General features: G+C 73.3%; 12 protein-coding genes. 7 read left to right on the top strand and 5 right to left on the bottom strand.

The window, feature by feature from the left end; genetic code table 11:
• Positions 1 to 92 precede the first annotated feature (92 nt).
• From WMF22_RS15910 to WMF22_RS15935, 6 genes are all read left to right on the top strand, one after another.
• A complete protein-coding gene (locus WMF22_RS15910) occupies positions 93 to 1850 on the top strand; it encodes a hypothetical protein (protein ID WP_437299920.1) in 1758 nt (585 codons plus the stop codon).
• A gap of 44 nt (positions 1851 to 1894) precedes the next feature.
• Positions 1895 to 2398, top strand: coding sequence for a T3SS (YopN, CesT) and YbjN peptide-binding chaperone 1 (locus WMF22_RS15915; protein ID WP_012235526.1), 504 nt, complete (start codon positions 1895 to 1897; stop codon positions 2396 to 2398).
• Positions 2399 to 2418: 20 nt separating this feature from the next.
• Complete coding sequence (locus WMF22_RS15920) at positions 2419 to 3636, top strand: hypothetical protein (RefSeq protein ID WP_437299921.1); 1218 nt, start codon at positions 2419 to 2421, stop codon at positions 3634 to 3636.
• A gap of 197 nt (positions 3637 to 3833) precedes the next feature.
• Positions 3834 to 4724, top strand: coding sequence for a carboxypeptidase regulatory-like domain-containing protein (locus WMF22_RS15925; protein ID WP_438036282.1), 891 nt, complete (start codon positions 3834 to 3836; stop codon positions 4722 to 4724).
• A 364-nt stretch (positions 4725 to 5088) separates the two neighbouring features.
• On the top strand, positions 5089 to 6087 hold the full coding sequence (gene cyoE / locus WMF22_RS15930; RefSeq protein WP_437299923.1) for a heme o synthase: 999 nt from the start codon (positions 5089 to 5091) through the stop codon (positions 6085 to 6087).
• A gap of 52 nt (positions 6088 to 6139) precedes the next feature.
• The gene (locus tag WMF22_RS15935; protein WP_437299924.1) at positions 6140 to 6874 is read left to right on the top strand and encodes an SCO family protein; all 735 of its coding nucleotides are present in this window, start codon (positions 6140 to 6142) and stop codon (positions 6872 to 6874) included.
• A gap of 16 nt (positions 6875 to 6890) precedes the next feature.
• Here WMF22_RS15935 and WMF22_RS15940 read toward each other — a convergent pair whose 3' ends face one another.
• Both WMF22_RS15940 and WMF22_RS15945 read right to left on the bottom strand, forming a co-directional pair.
• Positions 6891 to 11414, bottom strand: a complete 4524-nt coding sequence (locus WMF22_RS15940) for a sigma 54-interacting transcriptional regulator (RefSeq protein WP_438036283.1) — start codon at positions 11412 to 11414, stop codon at positions 6891 to 6893.
• Positions 11415 to 11455: 41 nt separating this feature from the next.
• Positions 11456 to 12247, bottom strand: coding sequence for a DUF3105 domain-containing protein (locus WMF22_RS15945; RefSeq protein WP_438036284.1), 792 nt, complete (start codon positions 12245 to 12247; stop codon positions 11456 to 11458).
• Positions 12248 to 12324: 77 nt separating this feature from the next.
• On the opposite strand from WMF22_RS15945, the gene WMF22_RS15950 reads away from it, so the two are divergent.
• Positions 12325 to 13221: a diguanylate cyclase gene (locus WMF22_RS15950; protein WP_437299927.1), complete on the top strand. Its 897-nt coding sequence runs from the start codon at positions 12325 to 12327 to the stop codon at positions 13219 to 13221.
• A 16-nt stretch (positions 13222 to 13237) separates the two neighbouring features.
• On the opposite strand, the gene WMF22_RS15955 is transcribed toward WMF22_RS15950, so the two are convergent.
• The 3 genes from WMF22_RS15955 to WMF22_RS15965 all read right to left on the bottom strand — a co-directional run bounded on the left by WMF22_RS15955 (position 13238) and on the right by WMF22_RS15965 (position 16257).
• Positions 13238 to 14368, bottom strand: a complete 1131-nt coding sequence (locus tag WMF22_RS15955) for a hypothetical protein (protein ID WP_437299928.1) — start codon at positions 14366 to 14368, stop codon at positions 13238 to 13240.
• Between the two features lie 77 nt (positions 14369 to 14445).
• Positions 14446 to 14700 (bottom strand): hypothetical protein, encoded by a 255-nt coding sequence (locus WMF22_RS15960; RefSeq protein ID WP_044964942.1) that lies wholly within the window; start codon positions 14698 to 14700, stop codon positions 14446 to 14448.
• A 108-nt stretch (positions 14701 to 14808) separates the two neighbouring features.
• Positions 14809 to 16257: a cytochrome c3 family protein gene (locus tag WMF22_RS15965; protein WP_438036285.1), complete on the bottom strand. Its 1449-nt coding sequence runs from the start codon at positions 16255 to 16257 to the stop codon at positions 14809 to 14811.
• Positions 16258 to 16262: the final 5 nt, after the last annotated feature.

Genomic DNA, 16262 nt, shown 5'->3' on the forward strand with positions numbered 1-16262 from the left:
CTGGAGGTGCCACCGGTGACCGTCTTTCGCTGCTGTTACGCCTGCGCCATGTCGCGCGGTGCGGCCTCTGCAGCGCGGAGGCGTTGAGCGCCGTGTCGCGTGACGCCCACATCCCGCTCGCCCTGTGGATCTGCGCGGCGATCGTGGCGCACATGGCGGGCGGCGGCGGCGCCGTCGAGGTGGCGCAGGTCATCGAGGATCGCGCCCAGCTCCGCCAGATGGTCCACGCGGTGAGGGATGGCCTCCGGCCGGGCGACACGACGTTCGAGATCCTGACCGACGGCGCGGCGCTCACGCCGCCCCTCGCCCCGCTCGCGCCGCCCGAGCGACCGTCGGACAGCGAGCCGGACGAGGACGCGACGCCCGATCCGCAGCAGCCGGAGCCCGAGCCGACCAAGGCGGCGACGATCCCGCCGCCGAAGCCGCCGAAGGCAGAGCCGCCGCGCCAGGCGAAAGCGCCTCCGCCCGCGCCGGCAAAGCCCGAGCCGCCCAAGGAAACCAAGATCGTACCGGTCCAGCCGGCGCCGCCGCCGCCGCTACCGCCGGCGGATCGACGGATCGCCGTCCGCCAGCACGTCCAGAAGGACCAGCAGGACAACCCCGAGGCGAACCGGATCGCGGACGACGCCAACAAGGTCGACGAGGAGACCATGGCGCAGATCCGCTCGAAGGATCAGGACGATCCCGAGCCGACGCCCGGGACGCCGTCGGGGCCGAAGGCGCCCACGGACACGGTCGGCGACAGCGACCACGATCACAGCGGCCACAGCGAGGAGCGCGCCGGCAACGAGAAGCACGCGCCCGGCGAGGGGAACCCCGAGAGCGAGAGCGCGGAGCACCACAGCCCGGCGTCGCCGGCGCAGGCAGCGCAGGCCTCCCGGGCGGCGTCCCCCCCGAGCGTGCCGGGCGCGAGCGGCGGCGCTCGCGTCGCGCAGGTCTCTCCGGCGCTTCCGCCGCCGGAGAAGGGCGCCGCGGGCGGCTCCGGCCCGGCGTCTCCCGAGGTGATCGACGGCGCGCGCGGTGGCTATACCCTCAATCCGGCGAACCCCGGCGGCGACGGCAAGAGCCGCGTGGCCGGCAAGAAGGCGACGCCGCAGCCCTACCAGAGCCCGGTCCGTGTCGGCTCGATCGGCCTCGGCGCGCCGGGGCTCCCCGGCGGACCCAACCTCAACCTGGACATGACCGGCGTGCAGGCGGCCGTCGGCAACGAGAAGCTCAGGGCGGAGCGGGCCTCGGACGGCGCCTCCCGCAGGAGCGCGCACCGGGGTTCGTGGGAGACGACGGACAAGTGGAAGAAATGGCGTGCCGCGATCGAGAACTACGACCCCTCGGTCAAGCCCGGCAACCAGACCTCGCTCAACGCCGCGCGGGTGCCGTTCGCGACGTACATCAACATGATCCACAACCGGCTCCACCCGATCTTCGCGGAGGAGTTCCTGGCGTCGCTCGAGAGCTTGCCCTCCGGACACGCGTTCAACCAGAACCGGGTCACGCACGTGGAGATCGTCCTGAACAAGGACAGCGGCAGCGTCGTGCGCCTCGGGGTCACGAGGCCGAGCGGGATGACGGCCTTCGACATCGTCGCGCTGAACTCGGTGCACCGCGCGTCGCCGTTCGGCAAGGCGCCGGACGCGATCGTCTCGCCGGACGGCAATGTGTACCTTCACTGGGAGTTCCACCGGGATCCGTACGATGCGTGCTCGACCCGCAACGCCCGCCCGTTCCTGCTGAAGGCGCCCTCCGGCGCCGCCCCGATCGAGCCGGCGCCTGTGCGCAAGGGGCCGCGGCCCGTCCCGGGCGACGAGGGGGCGCCGGCGCCGCCAGGTCCGCTGCTTCCGCTCAGGCGTTAGGTCCCGGCTCTGCACCGGGACCGCGGCGATGTATCCTCCGCGTCATGCCGAAGGATTCCGACGAGGCCGTTCGAGTGACCAACGCGCGCATCGAGGCGGCGCTCGCGGATTCCCCGGCGTTCACCCGAGTCGAGCCGCAGTTTTACGTCGTTCGCCAGGGGACAGCGTACGTCTACCTTCATGTCCTTCCCTGGGCGCCCGATCGCGCGCTCGTGCGGCTCGTCGCGCAGCTCGCCCGCGGCGTCGAGATGACGCCGGACCTCGCGATGAAGCTGCTCCGCCTGAACGCGCGCATCCGCTTCGGCGCCTTCGGTTACGTCGCGCAGGGCTCGTGTGTGGTCATCGTCCACACGCTCCTCGGCGGCGAGACGCTCGACGCCGACGAGATCCTCGTCGCCCTCCGGGATCTGTCGGTGCTCGCGGACGAGTACGACGATCGCATCGTCGAGGAGGCCGGCGGCCAGCGGATGCAGGACCTGATCGACGCCTCGGCGACCGCCGCGGTCTTCACGGATCTCGAAGCCCCCCGCGCCTGGGACAAGGGCTGAGCGACGGGCGCTGTTCTTCAATGCTCCTCACCATCGATCTCCCACCCGAAGGCCCTCCTCCCTCCGCCGCGCCGGACACGGCTGCCTCGCCCCGTCGCGAGGAGGGCGGCGAGCCTCCGCCCGCCGAGCGCCGGTCCTCCGCCGCCGGGCGGCCTCCGCTCGCCGGCCTGCCCGTGCTCGCGCTCATCCGGCCGCTCGCCGTCCTCGCCCTGCTCGCGATGATCCTCGGCCGCATGGTCGCGCCGGCGATGGTCGGCCTGGCGGTGGGCATCGAGCGCGCCGTCCACACGATCGAGCTCGCCGGCGCCGGCGCCTCGCAGCTCTTCGCGATCGGCGCCATCGTCGTCGCGATGGCGCTGATCAGCGCTGTCGTGCGGAGCCGCGTCCCGTACGCGCTGCGGATCGGCGCGATCGTCGCGGGCAGCTTCGTCATCCTGGTCGTGCTGCACGCGACCGTGCAGCGCGTGCCCGATCTGTCCGCCGCGCTCATCGGCGTGAGCGCCGCGATCCTCGCGCTCGGCAGCGCGTGGGAGGCGCTCCGCGTGCCGTTCGTGCGGCCTGTCGCGGCCGCGCTCGGGCTCATCGGCGCCTCCGCGCTCGTGCGGCTCGCCGGCGTGCTCCTGGCCGTCTGGGCGAACGACCGCGGCTCGAAGGCGCTCGCCGGCGCGACGAGCTCCGTCGCGACCGCGGCGTTCGCGCTCGATGCGCTGGCCGTCCTCGCGGCGACGGTCGCGCTCGGCGCGGGCCGCGAGGCGCGGCCGCGCGACGCCGAGCCGCCGCGGCCGCGCCTCGTGAGCCCGCTCTCGCTCGTGGCGCTCGCGTCGGCGCTGTTCGCCACGCGGGCGGCGCTCGCGGGCGCCGCCGACGACGCATCCATGGTCGAGGCGCTCTTCCGCCGCGCGCTCGACCGGCTGCTCACCCGCCCCGCTCCGGTCGTGCCGCTCTCGATTCAGCTCTTCGTCGCCGCCCTCTCGGTGGTGGTCGTCGCGCTCGCGCTCGTCGCCCCGCCGCGGCTGCCGGCGCTGGGCGGCGCGCTCGCGTTGCTGCTCGTCGCGGGCAGCGCCCCGGAGGTGCCGCTCGGCGCGCTGTCGCTGGTGATCGCCGCGCTCTGCATCGCACTCGCTGCCCGCGACGAGCGCGGCTTCTGGGCGGCCATGCTCGCGAACGAGCGCGAGCGCACCTCGAGCTCGCTCCCGGGCGCCGGGAAACCGGACACCACCGGCGGCGCGTCAGGTTGACGCGAGCGACGACACTCGTTAAGCACGCCCTCGCTGTGCGGAAGGACAGCGCGCGGCATTCCACCCGCTGCTCGCCAGAAGGACGCGGGGGGAGCCGCCGCCCGGTCCAGACGGTCCCTCCTTAGAAAAGGCCAGGTCAGGCTCGGAGGGGCGCGAATCAGGCTCGCGTGGCGCGCCGCGGGCGCGGGAGAGTCCTCATGCATCGTCGCGATCTCGCCTCGCTCTCTGCTCTCGCGCTCACCGCGCTGGCGCTCGCAGGGTGCCCCGAGGAGCCCTCGAGGCCCAGCGGCGGCACGGCCGCGACCGCCACAACGGCGGCGCCCCCGGCGGCCTCGGTCGAGAAGCCCGCCGCGGCCCCGCAGGGGGCCGAAGCGCCGAAGGCCGCGGCGCAGGAGGCCGCCCCGGCTGCCCCCGCGGGCAAGGGGATCATCAAGGGGGTCGTCAAGCTCACCGGCAAGCCGGTCGAGATGAAGATCCCCACCGCGCGCAAGGACGCCCCGGTCTGCCAGGACAAAGACGTCCTGTACAACGCTGTTGTCGTCAACGATGGCAAGCTCAAGGACACCTTCGTCCGCATCGCGGTCGGAGGCGTGCCGGGCAGCTGGAAGGCGCCCGACGCGCACGCGGTGGTCGACCAGCAGGACTGCATGTATGTGCCGCGCATCCAGGGCGTGGTCTCCGAGCAGCAGGTCGACATCAAGAACAGCGACCGGACGCTGCACAACGTGCACACCTACAAGGGCTCTGAGACGCTGTTCAACCAGGCGCAGCCGGGGGGCGCCGCGCCGCTCACGAAGGCATGGAAGGACGGCATCATCAAGCTCACCTGCGACGTCCACCCGTGGATGCGCGGCTTTGTCGTGGTGACGGATCACCCGTTCTTCGCCGTGAGCGGTGATGACGGCTCGTTCACGATCGAGAAGGTCCCTGCCGGCAAGTACAAGCTCGAGGCGTGGCACCCCCACTACGGCCTGAAGACGGCCGACGTCACGGTCGCGGACGACAAGCCCGCCCAGGTCACGTTCACGTACGCCGGCACCGAGCCTGAGCCGGCGGAAAACAAGGACGAGCTCAAGGGCCTTTGGTGAGCTCCATGGCAGCGCTTGCAGCAGGCGTCGCCCCACCCCGGGCCGCCCGGCTGGCGGCGAGCGGCGTGGTGGAGCGACCTCTCCAGGCTCGCTCGACGCGCAAAGAACGGATGAGCACGCCACGACGGTTGCCCCAAGGCGACTCGTGCCCTAAAGGAAGGCGGGCGACAACTGACGAACTCGACTCCCCGAGACGTGTTGTGCGCGCTAGTCTCCCGGCCCCGATGCTGTTTTCTCCCGCCTCCCGCGCTCCGGTGACGACGTCGATTTTCAGTGTGGCTGTCCCGAGACCAGGGATCTTCGGGGATGTCGCGCGAGCGCGCGGCGCGGGCGCCGGGCACAGCAGCGAGGTGCGCGCGTGACCATGAGCGTCGAGCAGGCCGCCGAGCGCGCCCCGGTCCCTTACGTTCGCCAGGCCGAGCCGTCCGAGGGCGGCGGCTGTGCGGTCCCCACGAGCACGCGCCCGCTGCTCAAGGGAGCGGCCGATCTCGTGAGCCTCACCAAGCCGCGCATCACGAGGATGGTGGTCGCGACGATGCTCGGCGGCATGTGGGTCGCGAGCCGCTATCTCCGCGCCGGCCTCGCGGGAGAGGCCGCGATCGAGCGCGCGGCGGTGCCGCCGGCGCAGCTCGCGCTGGCGCTGCTGGGGACGGTGCTCGTCGTGTCCGGCGCCAACGCGCTCAACATGTACATCGAGCGCGACACCGATCTGCTGATGGAGCGGACGCGGAGCCGCCCCTTGCCGGCGCGGCGGCTCTCGCCGGAGCTGGCGCTCTGGTTCGGGATCGCGCTCTCGGCCGCCTCGATTCCGGTGCTGTTCGTCGGGGTGAACGCGACCACGGGCGTGCTCGCCGCGGCGGCGCTGCTCAGCTACGTCCTCGTCTATACCCCGCTCAAGCGCAGGACGACGCTGTCGCTGCCGATCGGCGCGATCCCCGGCGCCATCCCGCCGCTGCTCGGGTGGACGAGCGTCACAGGGCAGATCGATGCGCCCGGCTTCCTGCTCTTCGCTGTCATGTTCCTCTGGCAGATCCCGCATTTCCTCGCGATATCGCTCTTCCGTCAGGACGAGTACCAGCGCGCGGGGCTCAAGGTGCTGCCGCTCGAGAAGGGCGATCTCACGACACGGCGCCACATCGTCGGCTACCTCGCGCTGCTCGTGCTGTCCTCGGTGCTGTTCGTCCCGTTCGGCGTGGCGGGCCCTGTCTACCTCGGCGCCGCGGTCCTCCTCGGCGGCGCGTTCTTCGGGCTCGGCGTCTACGGTCTCCGCGCGGGCACCGGCGCTCGCTGGGCGCGTCAGGTCTTCTTCGCCTCCATGGTTTACCTGGTGCTCCTCTTCGCTGCGCTGATGATCGGCGCCTGAGCGGCGCCTCGTCGCCTTGACTCACCGGCGACAGGCCCTTAAGCGTCACCGGATGGTCTCAACGGAGCCCACGCGCCACGCGAGCGGCGCTCTGCCGCCTGCGGAGCCGACCGGCCAATCCTTTCCGTCCGACCGCGGTGACACGGGGAGGCCCCGGCGCGGCGGGCTCGTGGGCACGCCGGTGTTCTGGGCCGCGCTCCTCGCGCTGATCGGGCTCGTGGCGCTCGTCACCATCGGGGTCGCGGGGCGCGCGCTCCACGGCCGGGCCGCGGAGACGCCCGCGATCCGCATCCCTCTGCCCGCCTTCGAGCTCACGGATCAGCGGGGCGCGCGGTTCGGGCTGGAGCAGCTCCGGGGCCGGGTGTGGATCGCAAACTTCATCTTCACGACCTGCCCGACCGTCTGTCCCAAGCTCACGCAGCGCATGAGCGAGATCGAGCGCCGAGGCCGCGATCTCGGTGACGCGCTCCACCTCGTGACATTCACCGTCGATCCCGAGAACGACACCCCGGCGGTGCTCGCGGCCTACGCCGCGTCGCAGCGGCTCCCGCTCGAGCGCTGGACGTTCCTGACAGGCCCCCTCGATCAGATAGAGTCGACGGTCCTCGACGGCTTCAAGATCGCCATGGGCAAGAAGGAGTCGAGCCCTGGCCTCTTCAGCATCTTCCATGGCGAGCGCCTCGTGCTGGTCGACCAGCAGGGCGTGATCCGCGGCTACTACGAGGCGAACGACGACGGGCTCGACGCGATCCTGCGCGACGCGGGCGCCCTCGTGAAGTCGAGGTGACCCGCTCGGGCCCTCCTCACGCCTCGATGGAGAGCCGCTTGATCATCTTCTGAAGGCCGAACCTGGACAGGCCCAGCAGCTTGGCGGCCTGCGTCTGGTTCCCGCGCGTGCGCTCGAGCGCGTCGCGCACGAGCTCCGTCTCCAGCGCGTCGATCCTCGCTCGGACGTTGAGGCCGAGCTCGCGGGGCGCCGCGTTGCCGCCGTGCGCGATCTCCGGTGAGAGGTGCTCCCGATCGATGGTCCCGTCGCAGAGCACGATCGCCCGCCGGATCTCGTTCTCCAGCTGACGCACGTTGCCCGGCCACGCGAAGGCCGAGAGCCGCTCCATCGCCCCGCGCGTGACCCGGACCGGGCCGCGGCTATGCTTCTCGACGAGGTGCTGGACGATGAGCGGCACGTCCGTCGCGCGCTCGCGCAGCGGCGGCACCCGGATCGTGATGATGTTCAGCCTGTAGAGCAGATCCTCCCGGAATGCGCGGGCCCGGACGAGCGCCTCCAGATCCCGGTGGGTCGCGGCGATGACCCGCACGTCGACCTTGCGCGCCCGCTCCGAGCCGATCGGCCTCACGAGGCCGTCCTCGATGACCCGCAGCAGCTTCGTCTGCATCGCGAGGCTCATCTCGCCGATCTCGTCGAGGAACAGCGTGCCCCGATCGGCCACCTCGAAGAGCCCGGCGCGCGGGCGATCCGCGCCCGTGAACGCGCCGCGCACGTGCCCGAAGAGCGCCGACTCGAGGAGCCCTTCGGGGATCGCGCCGCAGTTCTCGCTCACGAACGCGTGCGCGGCGCGCGGGCCGTTGTGGTGGATGGCCCGCGCCACGAGCTCCTTGCCGCTGCCGGACTCGCCGCACACGAGCACCGGCACCTCGGAGGCGGTCACCCGATCGACGAGGCGCAGCATCGCGCGCAGCGGCTCGCTCTCGCCGATGATGGCGTCGTACCGGTAGCGCGTGTCGCGGCCGCCGCGCGCCCTGGCGAGCTCGAGCGCCGCGGCGTCGAGCTCCGCCTCGCGCCGCGCGAGCTCCTCGGCGAGGCGCGACGAGGCGCGCTCCGCGCGGCGCGCGGCGCGGCGCAGCTCGACCTGCGCGCGCGCGTCGGAGATCGCCAGCGCCGCGACCGACGCGATGGCGCGCGCCCACCGCAGCTCCTGCGCGCCGAACGCGCCGCGGCGCACGCGGTCGTCGAGGTAGACGACGCCGAGCGCCTCGCCGCGCGCCACGAGCGGGACGGCCAGCACGCTCCGCAGCTTCAGCGCGTGCACGCTGTGGTGCACGCTCGGCAGCTCCCCCGCCGCGTCGACCGCGACCACCGGCTCGCGCGCCTCCAGGGCGCGGCGCGCGAGCGTCTCCGACAGCGCGAGCTGCTCCGCGCCGAGGCGCGAGCGCGCCAGGTTGCGCGCGGCCCGCGGGACGAGGCGCCCGTTCGGGGCGCGCAGGAGCAGGAGCCCCCGCTCGACCCCCGTCCAGAGCACGAGCGCGTCGACGACCCGGTCGAGCAGCGGCGCGAGCCGCTCGCGCTCGCCGAGCGCGCCCACGAGGACCTCCAGATCGCGCGCCTGCTCGGGTCGAAGCCCGCTCTCCGGCATCGCCCGCGCGCGGACGACCCACGGGAGCGACCGGACCGCGCCGGAGAGCGCCGACGCCCCTGGCGAGGCAGCGGAGGCGCCCGCCGAGCCTGCGCCCGCGGTGCGCCCGCAGAGCTCGCGCGCGGCGTCGGCGAGCGCCGCGAGCACCCGGTGCGCGACGTCCGTCTGCCCGGCCCTGACGGCCAGCGCGTGCGCCGCGGCCAGCGCCGGGCCGCGCGCCGCGATCGGGGCGCGGGCGCCCGCGAGCGCGGCGATCGCGGCGAGGACGCGGTCGCTGCGGCCGCGCCACGCCGACGCGCCGGCCGGGCCGCGCGGCGCGTCGTCCGCGGCGATCGTGGCGCCGACGTCGTCCGCGGCGCCGACGTCGTCCGCGGCGAGCGCGATCGCGGCGCGCGCTCCCCACCAGTCGAGCCGCGAGGCCGCCGCGGGCTCCGGGCCGTTCGCGAGCTCGTCGAGCTCCTCGACGCGGGCTCCATCGAGCTCGCCCGCGCCGTGGCGGAGGAGCCGCGCTGCCGCCCGGAGCGTGTCGTCCGCGGAGCCTCCGGCGAGGAGCGCCGCCGCGCGCGCCGCCGCCGCGCGCGGGTCGACGTGTGATCCGACGTCCGCGCTGACGACGCCGTCGCCCCGCGCGGCGACCACGTCGGCGATGGCCCAGAGCGCGTAGGCCTCCGCCTTCGCGTCGCCCGCGTCGCGGGCCCGCGCGATGGCGTCCTCGGCGGTCCGGCAGGTCTCGTGCAAAAGGCCCGCGGTGGCGTAGGCGGCGGCGCAGGCGAGCAGCGCCCGGGCGCCCTGCGCCGGCCGGCCGAGGTGCTCCCAGAGCAGCGCCGCGCGGGTCGAGGTCGCGATCGCGCCGTCGAGATCGCCGAGATCCACCGCCGCCGCCGCCTCACCGGTCCGGTAGGTCGCCTCCTCGACCACCGCGCCGGCGCGGACGGCGTAGTCGACCGCGGCGCTGAACGACGCGTGCGCGCGCTCCGGATCGCTCGCGTGCCACGCGTAGCCGCGCACGGCGGCCATCCGCGCCAGCTCCTCCACGGAGCTCGCGAGCGCCTCGCCGCGCGCCACCTCCGACAGCGCCCGCGCGGTGTCGCCGCGCAGCACGGCGAGCAGCGCGCGCACCTCGCAGAGCGGCGCCGTGACCGCATCCCCGGCGAGCGCGTCGGCCGCCTCCAGCGCCCCCGCGTCGATCGCGACGCGCGCGAGCACCGCGCGCGCGCGCCCCTCCGGGTCCGCGCCGGCGTCGATCGCGGCGCGCGCGCGCTCCTCCGCGAGGGCGCGATCGCCGGCGCGCCGCAGCACCTCGGCCGCGAGCGCCGCGGCCTCCGTCGCGCCTCGAACGCACGAGCGCAGCACCAGGCTCCGCGCGCGCCCGGCGTCGCCGTGCAGCCGGAGCGCGTTGGCCGCCGCGACGACCAGGCTGGCCGGCGCGTCGTCGCGCTGCTCGATCGCCTCGAGCGCGAGCGGATCCGGCGGCACACGCGCGATCGCGAGCGCCAGCGCCGCCGCCTCCGCCGCGCCGATGGCCTGCGCTTCGGCGACGCCCTCGGCCGATCCGCGGTCCCTCGGCGCCGCGCTCGCCCGCTGCCGCGCGCCGCTCCCCGGGGTTCCCAGCACGGCCGCCTCGACGTCCGCGAACGTCCAGGCGCGCGGCGGGATCTGCCGCGCGAGCGCGACGAGCGCGTCCGCGAGCGCCCTCTCCGGCGCAGACGCGATCGGCCCCATCGGCCACGCCGTCGCGCTCGTCCCCGCGAGCGCGGTGAGCCACCGCGCGACGCGGTCCGGCCCGAGCCGCCCCAGCCACGCCGCGTCGCTCTGCGGCGGACCCACGCGCGCCGCGCCGTCGCCCGCGCGGAGCGACGCGCCGGAGAGCGCGCGCACCCGCTCGACCACCGCGAACGCGTCCACGAGCCAGGGGGCGACATCGTCGCGCACCCCGAGCGCCGCCTCGAGCTCGTGTCGCCGCAGGCGCAGGTAGGCGGCGCGCACGCGGCGCGCGTCGCGGTCCTGTCGATCGCGCTCTGCGCCGGGCGCCCCCGCATCGCGGCCGGCGCGCCCCGCGGGGGGCGCGGCGAACGGGGGCCGCGCGCGCCGCGCGCCGGCGATCGCGGCGCGGGCCGACTCGGTGACCCACGCGGACGACGGGCGCGCCGCGGGGGAGGGTGAGAGGAGCGCCCGGCAGATCGCGTCGAGCGGCGGCCCGGCCGCGCTCTCCGCGGCCGCCGCGGCCCGCGCCGCTCCGATGGGATCGTCCGCGTCCGCCACGCCGGGGAAGGCGATCTCGGCGAGCAGCGTCCCCAGCGCGAGCAGATCCCTCGCCCGCGCGTCTCCGAGCTCGGCGTCCCCGCGCGCGATGTACCGCAGCGTCGCCCCGTCCACGGACGTTTCGTGGATCGAGCAGGCGAGCCCCAGGTCGATCACCGCGATCCGCCCCTCCGGCGTCAGGATCAGGTTCTCCGGCTTGAGATCTCCGTGCGCCAGGCCGATGCCGTGCAGGTCGGCGAGCGCCTCGCCCGCGTCGCGCGCGGCGGCGAGCGCGAGCGCCGCGCGCTCGCCAGGGGGCAGCCCGCGCAGGGCGTCGGCGACGGCCCTCCCTTCGATCCAGCGCATCGCGACGAACGCGCGCCCGTCCTCGCCGGGGGCGCGCGCGACGTGCGCGACGCGCGCGACGCGCGTGATGTCAGACGACGCCGCGAGCCAGCCGACGTCGACGAGCTCCGGCAGCCGCGGCGAGAGCGCCAGCGCCGCGTGCAGCGCCTCGCGGCCGAGCACCCGCCGCACGGAGGCGCGCTGCGCCGCGGACGCTCCGCGCTCGCGCGGCTCGATCTTGAGCGCCACCAGGCCGCCGCGCTCCTGATCGACGGCCCTCCAGACCTCGGCCGACCCGCCGGACCCCGCGACGTCCAGCAGCCGGAAGCGCTCTGCCAACCGAGGTGTCACGGTCGACGGCTCGCTCATCCCCGGAATGCTCCCGGGCGAGGAGCCACCTGTCAACCCGGTTACGGGTCCGGTGAAGCGCCCCCCGCCGCGCCCGCGCCGCCGCCGCCGCTTCCGCCGCCGCCGCCGCCTCCTCCTCCGCCGCCAGCTCCCTCGCCGCAGATCGGCGCGCCGCCGTCTGGCAGATCGATATCGACGGCCCCCGCGTCGCTGCACGTGTCTTCCGGGCCCTTGCCGTAGTGGTCCGCCACGAAGCGCGCGAGCGACGCCTTGTCGAGGCACGTCGCGGTGTACGTCGCGCCCCAGGCCGCGGCCGCGACCGGGGTGTCCAGCGCGCTGTCGGGCGTCATCACGAGCCGCGCCTCCGGTCCTCCCGGCACCATGAGGCACTTCGGATCGGAGGCGGCCTCGGCCCGCACCTCGTCGAGCACCGCCTTCACCTCTGCGCAGCCGGACGCGGCGCACCGGTACGCGAGGACGATCGCGCCGTGCTCGAGGTTGTGGACGTACATCTCGCGCGGGACCTCGGACTCGAAGCGCTTGTACGCGGCCCACAGGCCCCAGTGATCTCCGCCGCTCGGCGGGTTGGTCGCGTACTGGACAGGCGCGCACGTGGCCACGTGTTGCGCCGACGTAACGGGGATCCCCGTCTTGACGACGACCTTGCATTCGGTCTCGCCCGGGAGCGGCGGCGCGTCCGGAAAGGTCGTGACGGTCTCGGGTTGGTGCGGCGCGGGCGCGGCGTCGCCCTCGTCGATCGGGGGCGAGCTCGTGCCACACCCGCTCAGAGAAACGGCGAGCCCTGCGACCATCGTGGCAGCGACACACATCTGCGCGAAACCGCAGTGTTTCATGGCCGAAGCCTACCATGTCCGACGCGCGACGCGCGTTGCCCTGGCACGTCGGCTCTGGTGTACTTGGGTCCCCTAGCGTGGCGAAGCAAGAGAACGATCATCGGCAGACGCTCGTCACCTGCACCGCGATCGCCCCGCCGGTGCCGCCGGTGGCGCCGGGCACCGCGTGCCTGGTGGTGATCTACGGCACCGAGCTCGGGCGCCGCATCGCGCTAGGGACCGGGGCGATCGAGTGTGGGCGCGCGATACAGACCGATATCCCGCTCGACGACGACGCGGTGAGCCGGCGTCATGCGCGCATCTCCTGGACGGGGATGAGCTACGTTGTCCGCGATCTCGGCTCGACCAATGGCACCTACGTGAACGACGTCTCCGTCGACGAGCGCGCCCTCAAGGACGGTGACCAGGTGAAGATCGGCCGGACGATCTTCAAGTTCATCCAGGGTGGGAACGTCGAGCTGTCGTATCACGAGGAGATCTACCGGCTGATGACCTTCGACGGTCTGACGCAGGTCCACAACAAGCGCTCCTTCGAGGTCGCGCTGGAGCGCGAGGTGTCACGGGCCTGTCGCTACCATCGCCACCTCGCGCTCATCATGTTCGACATCGATCACTTCAAGAACATCAACGACACCCGCGGGCACCTCACGGGCGACGCCGTGCTCCGCCAGATGGCCGCGCTCGCCGCCGCGAACGTCCGCCGCGACGACATCCTCGCGCGCGTCGGCGGGGAGGAGTTCGCCCTGCTCGTGCCGGAGATCGCCGTCGACGGCGCCCGCCTGGTGGCCGAGAAGCTGCGCGCGCTCGTGGAGCGCACGCCGTTCCGCTTCGAGGACGGCGAGGTCGCCGTCACCGCGAGCTTCGGGGTCTCCGGCGTCACGCCGGACGCGCCGGTCTCGCCGATGGAGCTCTACCGCCGCGCCGACGAGCGGCTCTATCATGCGAAGAAGGCCGGGCGGAATCGCGTGATGTGACGCTGCGCGAGCGCCGTCAGGGCGAGGCAGCCGGGGCGGAGCAGTCTCGCGGCGCGGCGCCGTCGAGGATCCACGCGGACAGGATGTCCATGCCGTCCACGTAGGGCGTTGTGTACTGATCCTCCGGCTCCTGGGGGTGGAACCAGAAGATGGGGTTTGCAGGCGGGGGCGGCATCGGCATCCCCACCACGAACGACGCCTGCAGCCGCTCGTTCTCCTGGCGGAGCTTCTCCGCCGCATCGGCGGGCAAGGAGGGGTCGACCGCGCTCTGCCCGATGAGGAGCTTGTAGAGCAGGTAGCTGTTCCCCGGGTTTCCCGGGTCGATGAGCGGCATGGCCCTGCCGAAGCGCTCCGGGGAAGCCTCCCCCACGTGCGCCTTCTCGCCCATCTGGGTCTGGTGCGCGGTGCGCCCGATCGCGGTCTCGAACAGCGGATCGAGCTGGTTGAACGCCGTGCCCAGGTTCAGGTCCAGCCCTGCGGCGGCGCTCGCGCCGTTGTGGCACCCGAAGCAGCCGTAGAAGAGGTAGTACGCGGCGCCCCTCACGCAGGCGACGCACGTCGGATCCGTGGGCGCGTCGCCCTGGCAAGCTGCCGTGTCCGCGACGCACTCGAGATCTCGCTGGCAGAAGAAGTCGCCGCTCGGCGGGCGCTCCGGCATCGCCTGAGGCGGGTTCGTCGCCGCGACGGAGAACTCGATGCGCGTGTTGCCGCCGAGGGGCGCGCCGTCGAACGCGCGGATGCCGGACGGCGCAGCCTCGTCCGCCGGCTTGAAGACCGTCAGCGCATACCGGGTCCCGGGAACCAGGCCCGGCATGCCCTCGATCTGGCGGAAGATGACCTCCCGCTGGACGGGGTTGTACGTGGGCGCCAGGGCGATCGGATTGACGCAGTCCGCGTAGGACTGGACCGTGGCCAGATCGCCCGAGACGCACACGGATTCGGCGCCGACCGTGGCGCTCACCGAGCTCGGCAGCAGGTAGCGATCGAACTTCAGCACGAAGCTCGCGGTCGACAGGACCTCGGTCGTGCCGGCGGGATCGAGCGCGGTGCGGACGGGCTGGTAGTTCTGGTCGAGGCTGGTCGTGGCGCGCGCCTCGATCAGCTGGACAGGAGGGGCGTCGATCGGCTGGAGCGTGGCCTCCCCCACGTCGCAGCCGGCCGTCGCGAGGGCCGCCTGCAGGCAGAGGGGGAGGGGGGCAAGGCGCGTCGCGCGAGCCAGCGTGCTCAGCTCTCGGAGTAGAGCGAGAGCTGCTCGCGGACGACCTTCTCGTTCACCCCGGACTGGATGTGCTCCTTGAGACAGTCGGCCAGCGTGATCAGCATGTCGTCTACCCCTTTCTCCTCGATGAGCTTCGACAAAAGTTGGCGTGCCTCCCGTCCGTCGTCCTCGCGGAGGAAGCCCCGCACTGTCTCCAGCGTGATTTCCCCCTGGAAATCGAGATAGAGGTTGTCGATCAGGTACTTGATCAGCTCCTTCACGCCCGTTCTCCTTGGCGTTCGCGGCGATCGTTAGGGAAGCCGCGCGCACTTCGCTATACCCGTCGCCGGAAGGCCAGGGCAAGGAATATACTGACGGATTTTGACTTTTCATTGGCACCGCTGCACGAACCTGTCGCTCGACTGATGGCACACCAGGCACGGACGCGGGTTCCTGGAGAACGCCGTCTTGCACTTGCTCTCGAACCCGAGCGGGTGCGGGTTCAGCCCTTGCCCGCCTGACGCCCCGCGCGTCGCGTGGCAGGTCGCGCAGTCCCGCTCGGTGTGGCAGGAAACGCACGCATTCAGGTTTCGCTCTGCTTCCCAGGCGTGGTGCTTCGCGCTCCGCGGCGCCGTGGTCCACTCCGCCGGCGGGGGATGGAAGCGGCGCCCCGCGGGCCGCGCTGCGCTCGGCGCCTCGCGCGCCACGCCCGTCCGCCGGTGACAGTCCGCACAGAACGTCTGCTCCTGATGGCAGCTCACGCAGCGAGGATTGTCCTGCCGGGCCGCTTGCGGGTGCATTGAGAGGAAGTCGTTCGGGTGGACGTTGCGCGGACGGATCTTCCCGTCGTGGCAGTCGGTGCAGTAGTTCGCGCTGTGGCATGACCCGCAGAAGGCGCTGTCGTTCGCCGCGATCTGCTTGTGCCGCTCGAGCCAGTCGGGCGTGTGCCCCGCGCCGTGCAGCCACGCGGGCGGCAGCAGATCGCCCGTGGCGAACGCGGTCACGAGCCGCCCGTCGGGGCGCGTCAGGTGGCAGACGTCGCAGTCGCTCTTCGCCTCACCCTGGGCCGCGCCGCTCATGTTGTGGCACGTGAAGCAGCCGGCCATGCGCGGCAGCTGATCTCGGGTAGCGAGCTCGATCTGGTCGACGCGGCCGTGGCACTGGCTGCACTTGATGTTCCGGCTCACGTGCTTCGCGTGAGGGAAGCGGAGGTTCGCGTGCGGCAGCACGAGCGGCGCCACCTTTCCGTCGCTGCCAGCGTTCTCCCCGATATGGCAGTACACACACTGTCCGTTCTCGTTCGTCCCCGCCTTCACCTGGGTGAGGTCGGAGTGATCGACATCATGACAGTTGTCGCACGTCTCGCTCGGCTTCGGCAGCAGCCGGTCCGTCACCGCGCCGCTCGTGTAGGCCGCGCCGTGGCACGATTTGCACGTCTGCTTGAGCCCCTTGACGTGCTTCTTGTGGTTGAAGCGGATCGTCAGCGTCTGCGGGGGGTAGATCTCGTCGCTCGGGACCGGGGTCGCGCTCGTCCCGGGCGGCATCCACGCCAGCGGCACCTCCGCGTCGGCGGGCATCGGGTGGAGGCCCGACGTGTACCCGCCGCGCGGCGCCTTGGCGGGCGCCTCTCCCTCGGCGTCGCCTTCCTCCGCGTCATCCTCCGCCGCCTCGGCGCCGTCGTCTCCCGCTGCCGCCGGCGGCTTCGGCTGGGCAGCCGCCTCGGGGCCCACGATCGCGAGCGCCAGCGCGCCCAGGCACGCGACGATCGCGACCCACCCAGGGACGAACCTCGCCTCGTCTCGCCGAGCGCGGCGGCGTTCGTCCTGTCTTGCGTCCATGCGAT

The organism is Sorangium sp. So ce204 (assembly GCF_051526795.1).
Lineage (GTDB): Bacteria > Myxococcota_A > Polyangia > Polyangiales > Polyangiaceae > Sorangium > Sorangium cellulosum_B.

Excerpts from the sequence above, each read along its gene's own strand:
- WMF22_RS15915 (WP_012235526.1), top strand. The coding sequence starts at position 1,895 with ATGCCGAAGGATTCCGACGAGGCCGTTCGAGTGACCAACGCGCGCATC.
- WMF22_RS15920 (WP_437299921.1), top strand. The coding sequence starts at position 2,419 with ATGCTCCTCACCATCGATCTCCCACCCGAAGGCCCTCCTCCCTCCGCC.
- WMF22_RS15925 (WP_438036282.1), top strand. The coding sequence starts at position 3,834 with ATGCATCGTCGCGATCTCGCCTCGCTCTCTGCTCTCGCGCTCACCGCG.
- cyoE (WP_437299923.1), top strand. The coding sequence starts at position 5,089 with ATGAGCGTCGAGCAGGCCGCCGAGCGCGCCCCGGTCCCTTACGTTCGC.
- WMF22_RS15935 (WP_437299924.1), top strand. The coding sequence starts at position 6,140 with ATGGTCTCAACGGAGCCCACGCGCCACGCGAGCGGCGCTCTGCCGCCT.
- WMF22_RS15940 (WP_438036283.1), bottom strand. The coding sequence starts at position 11,414 with ATGAGCGAGCCGTCGACCGTGACACCTCGGTTGGCAGAGCGCTTCCGG.
- WMF22_RS15945 (WP_438036284.1), bottom strand. The coding sequence starts at position 12,247 with ATGAAACACTGCGGTTTCGCGCAGATGTGTGTCGCTGCCACGATGGTC.
- WMF22_RS15965 (WP_438036285.1), bottom strand. The coding sequence starts at position 16,257 with ATGGACGCAAGACAGGACGAACGCCGCCGCGCTCGGCGAGACGAGGCG.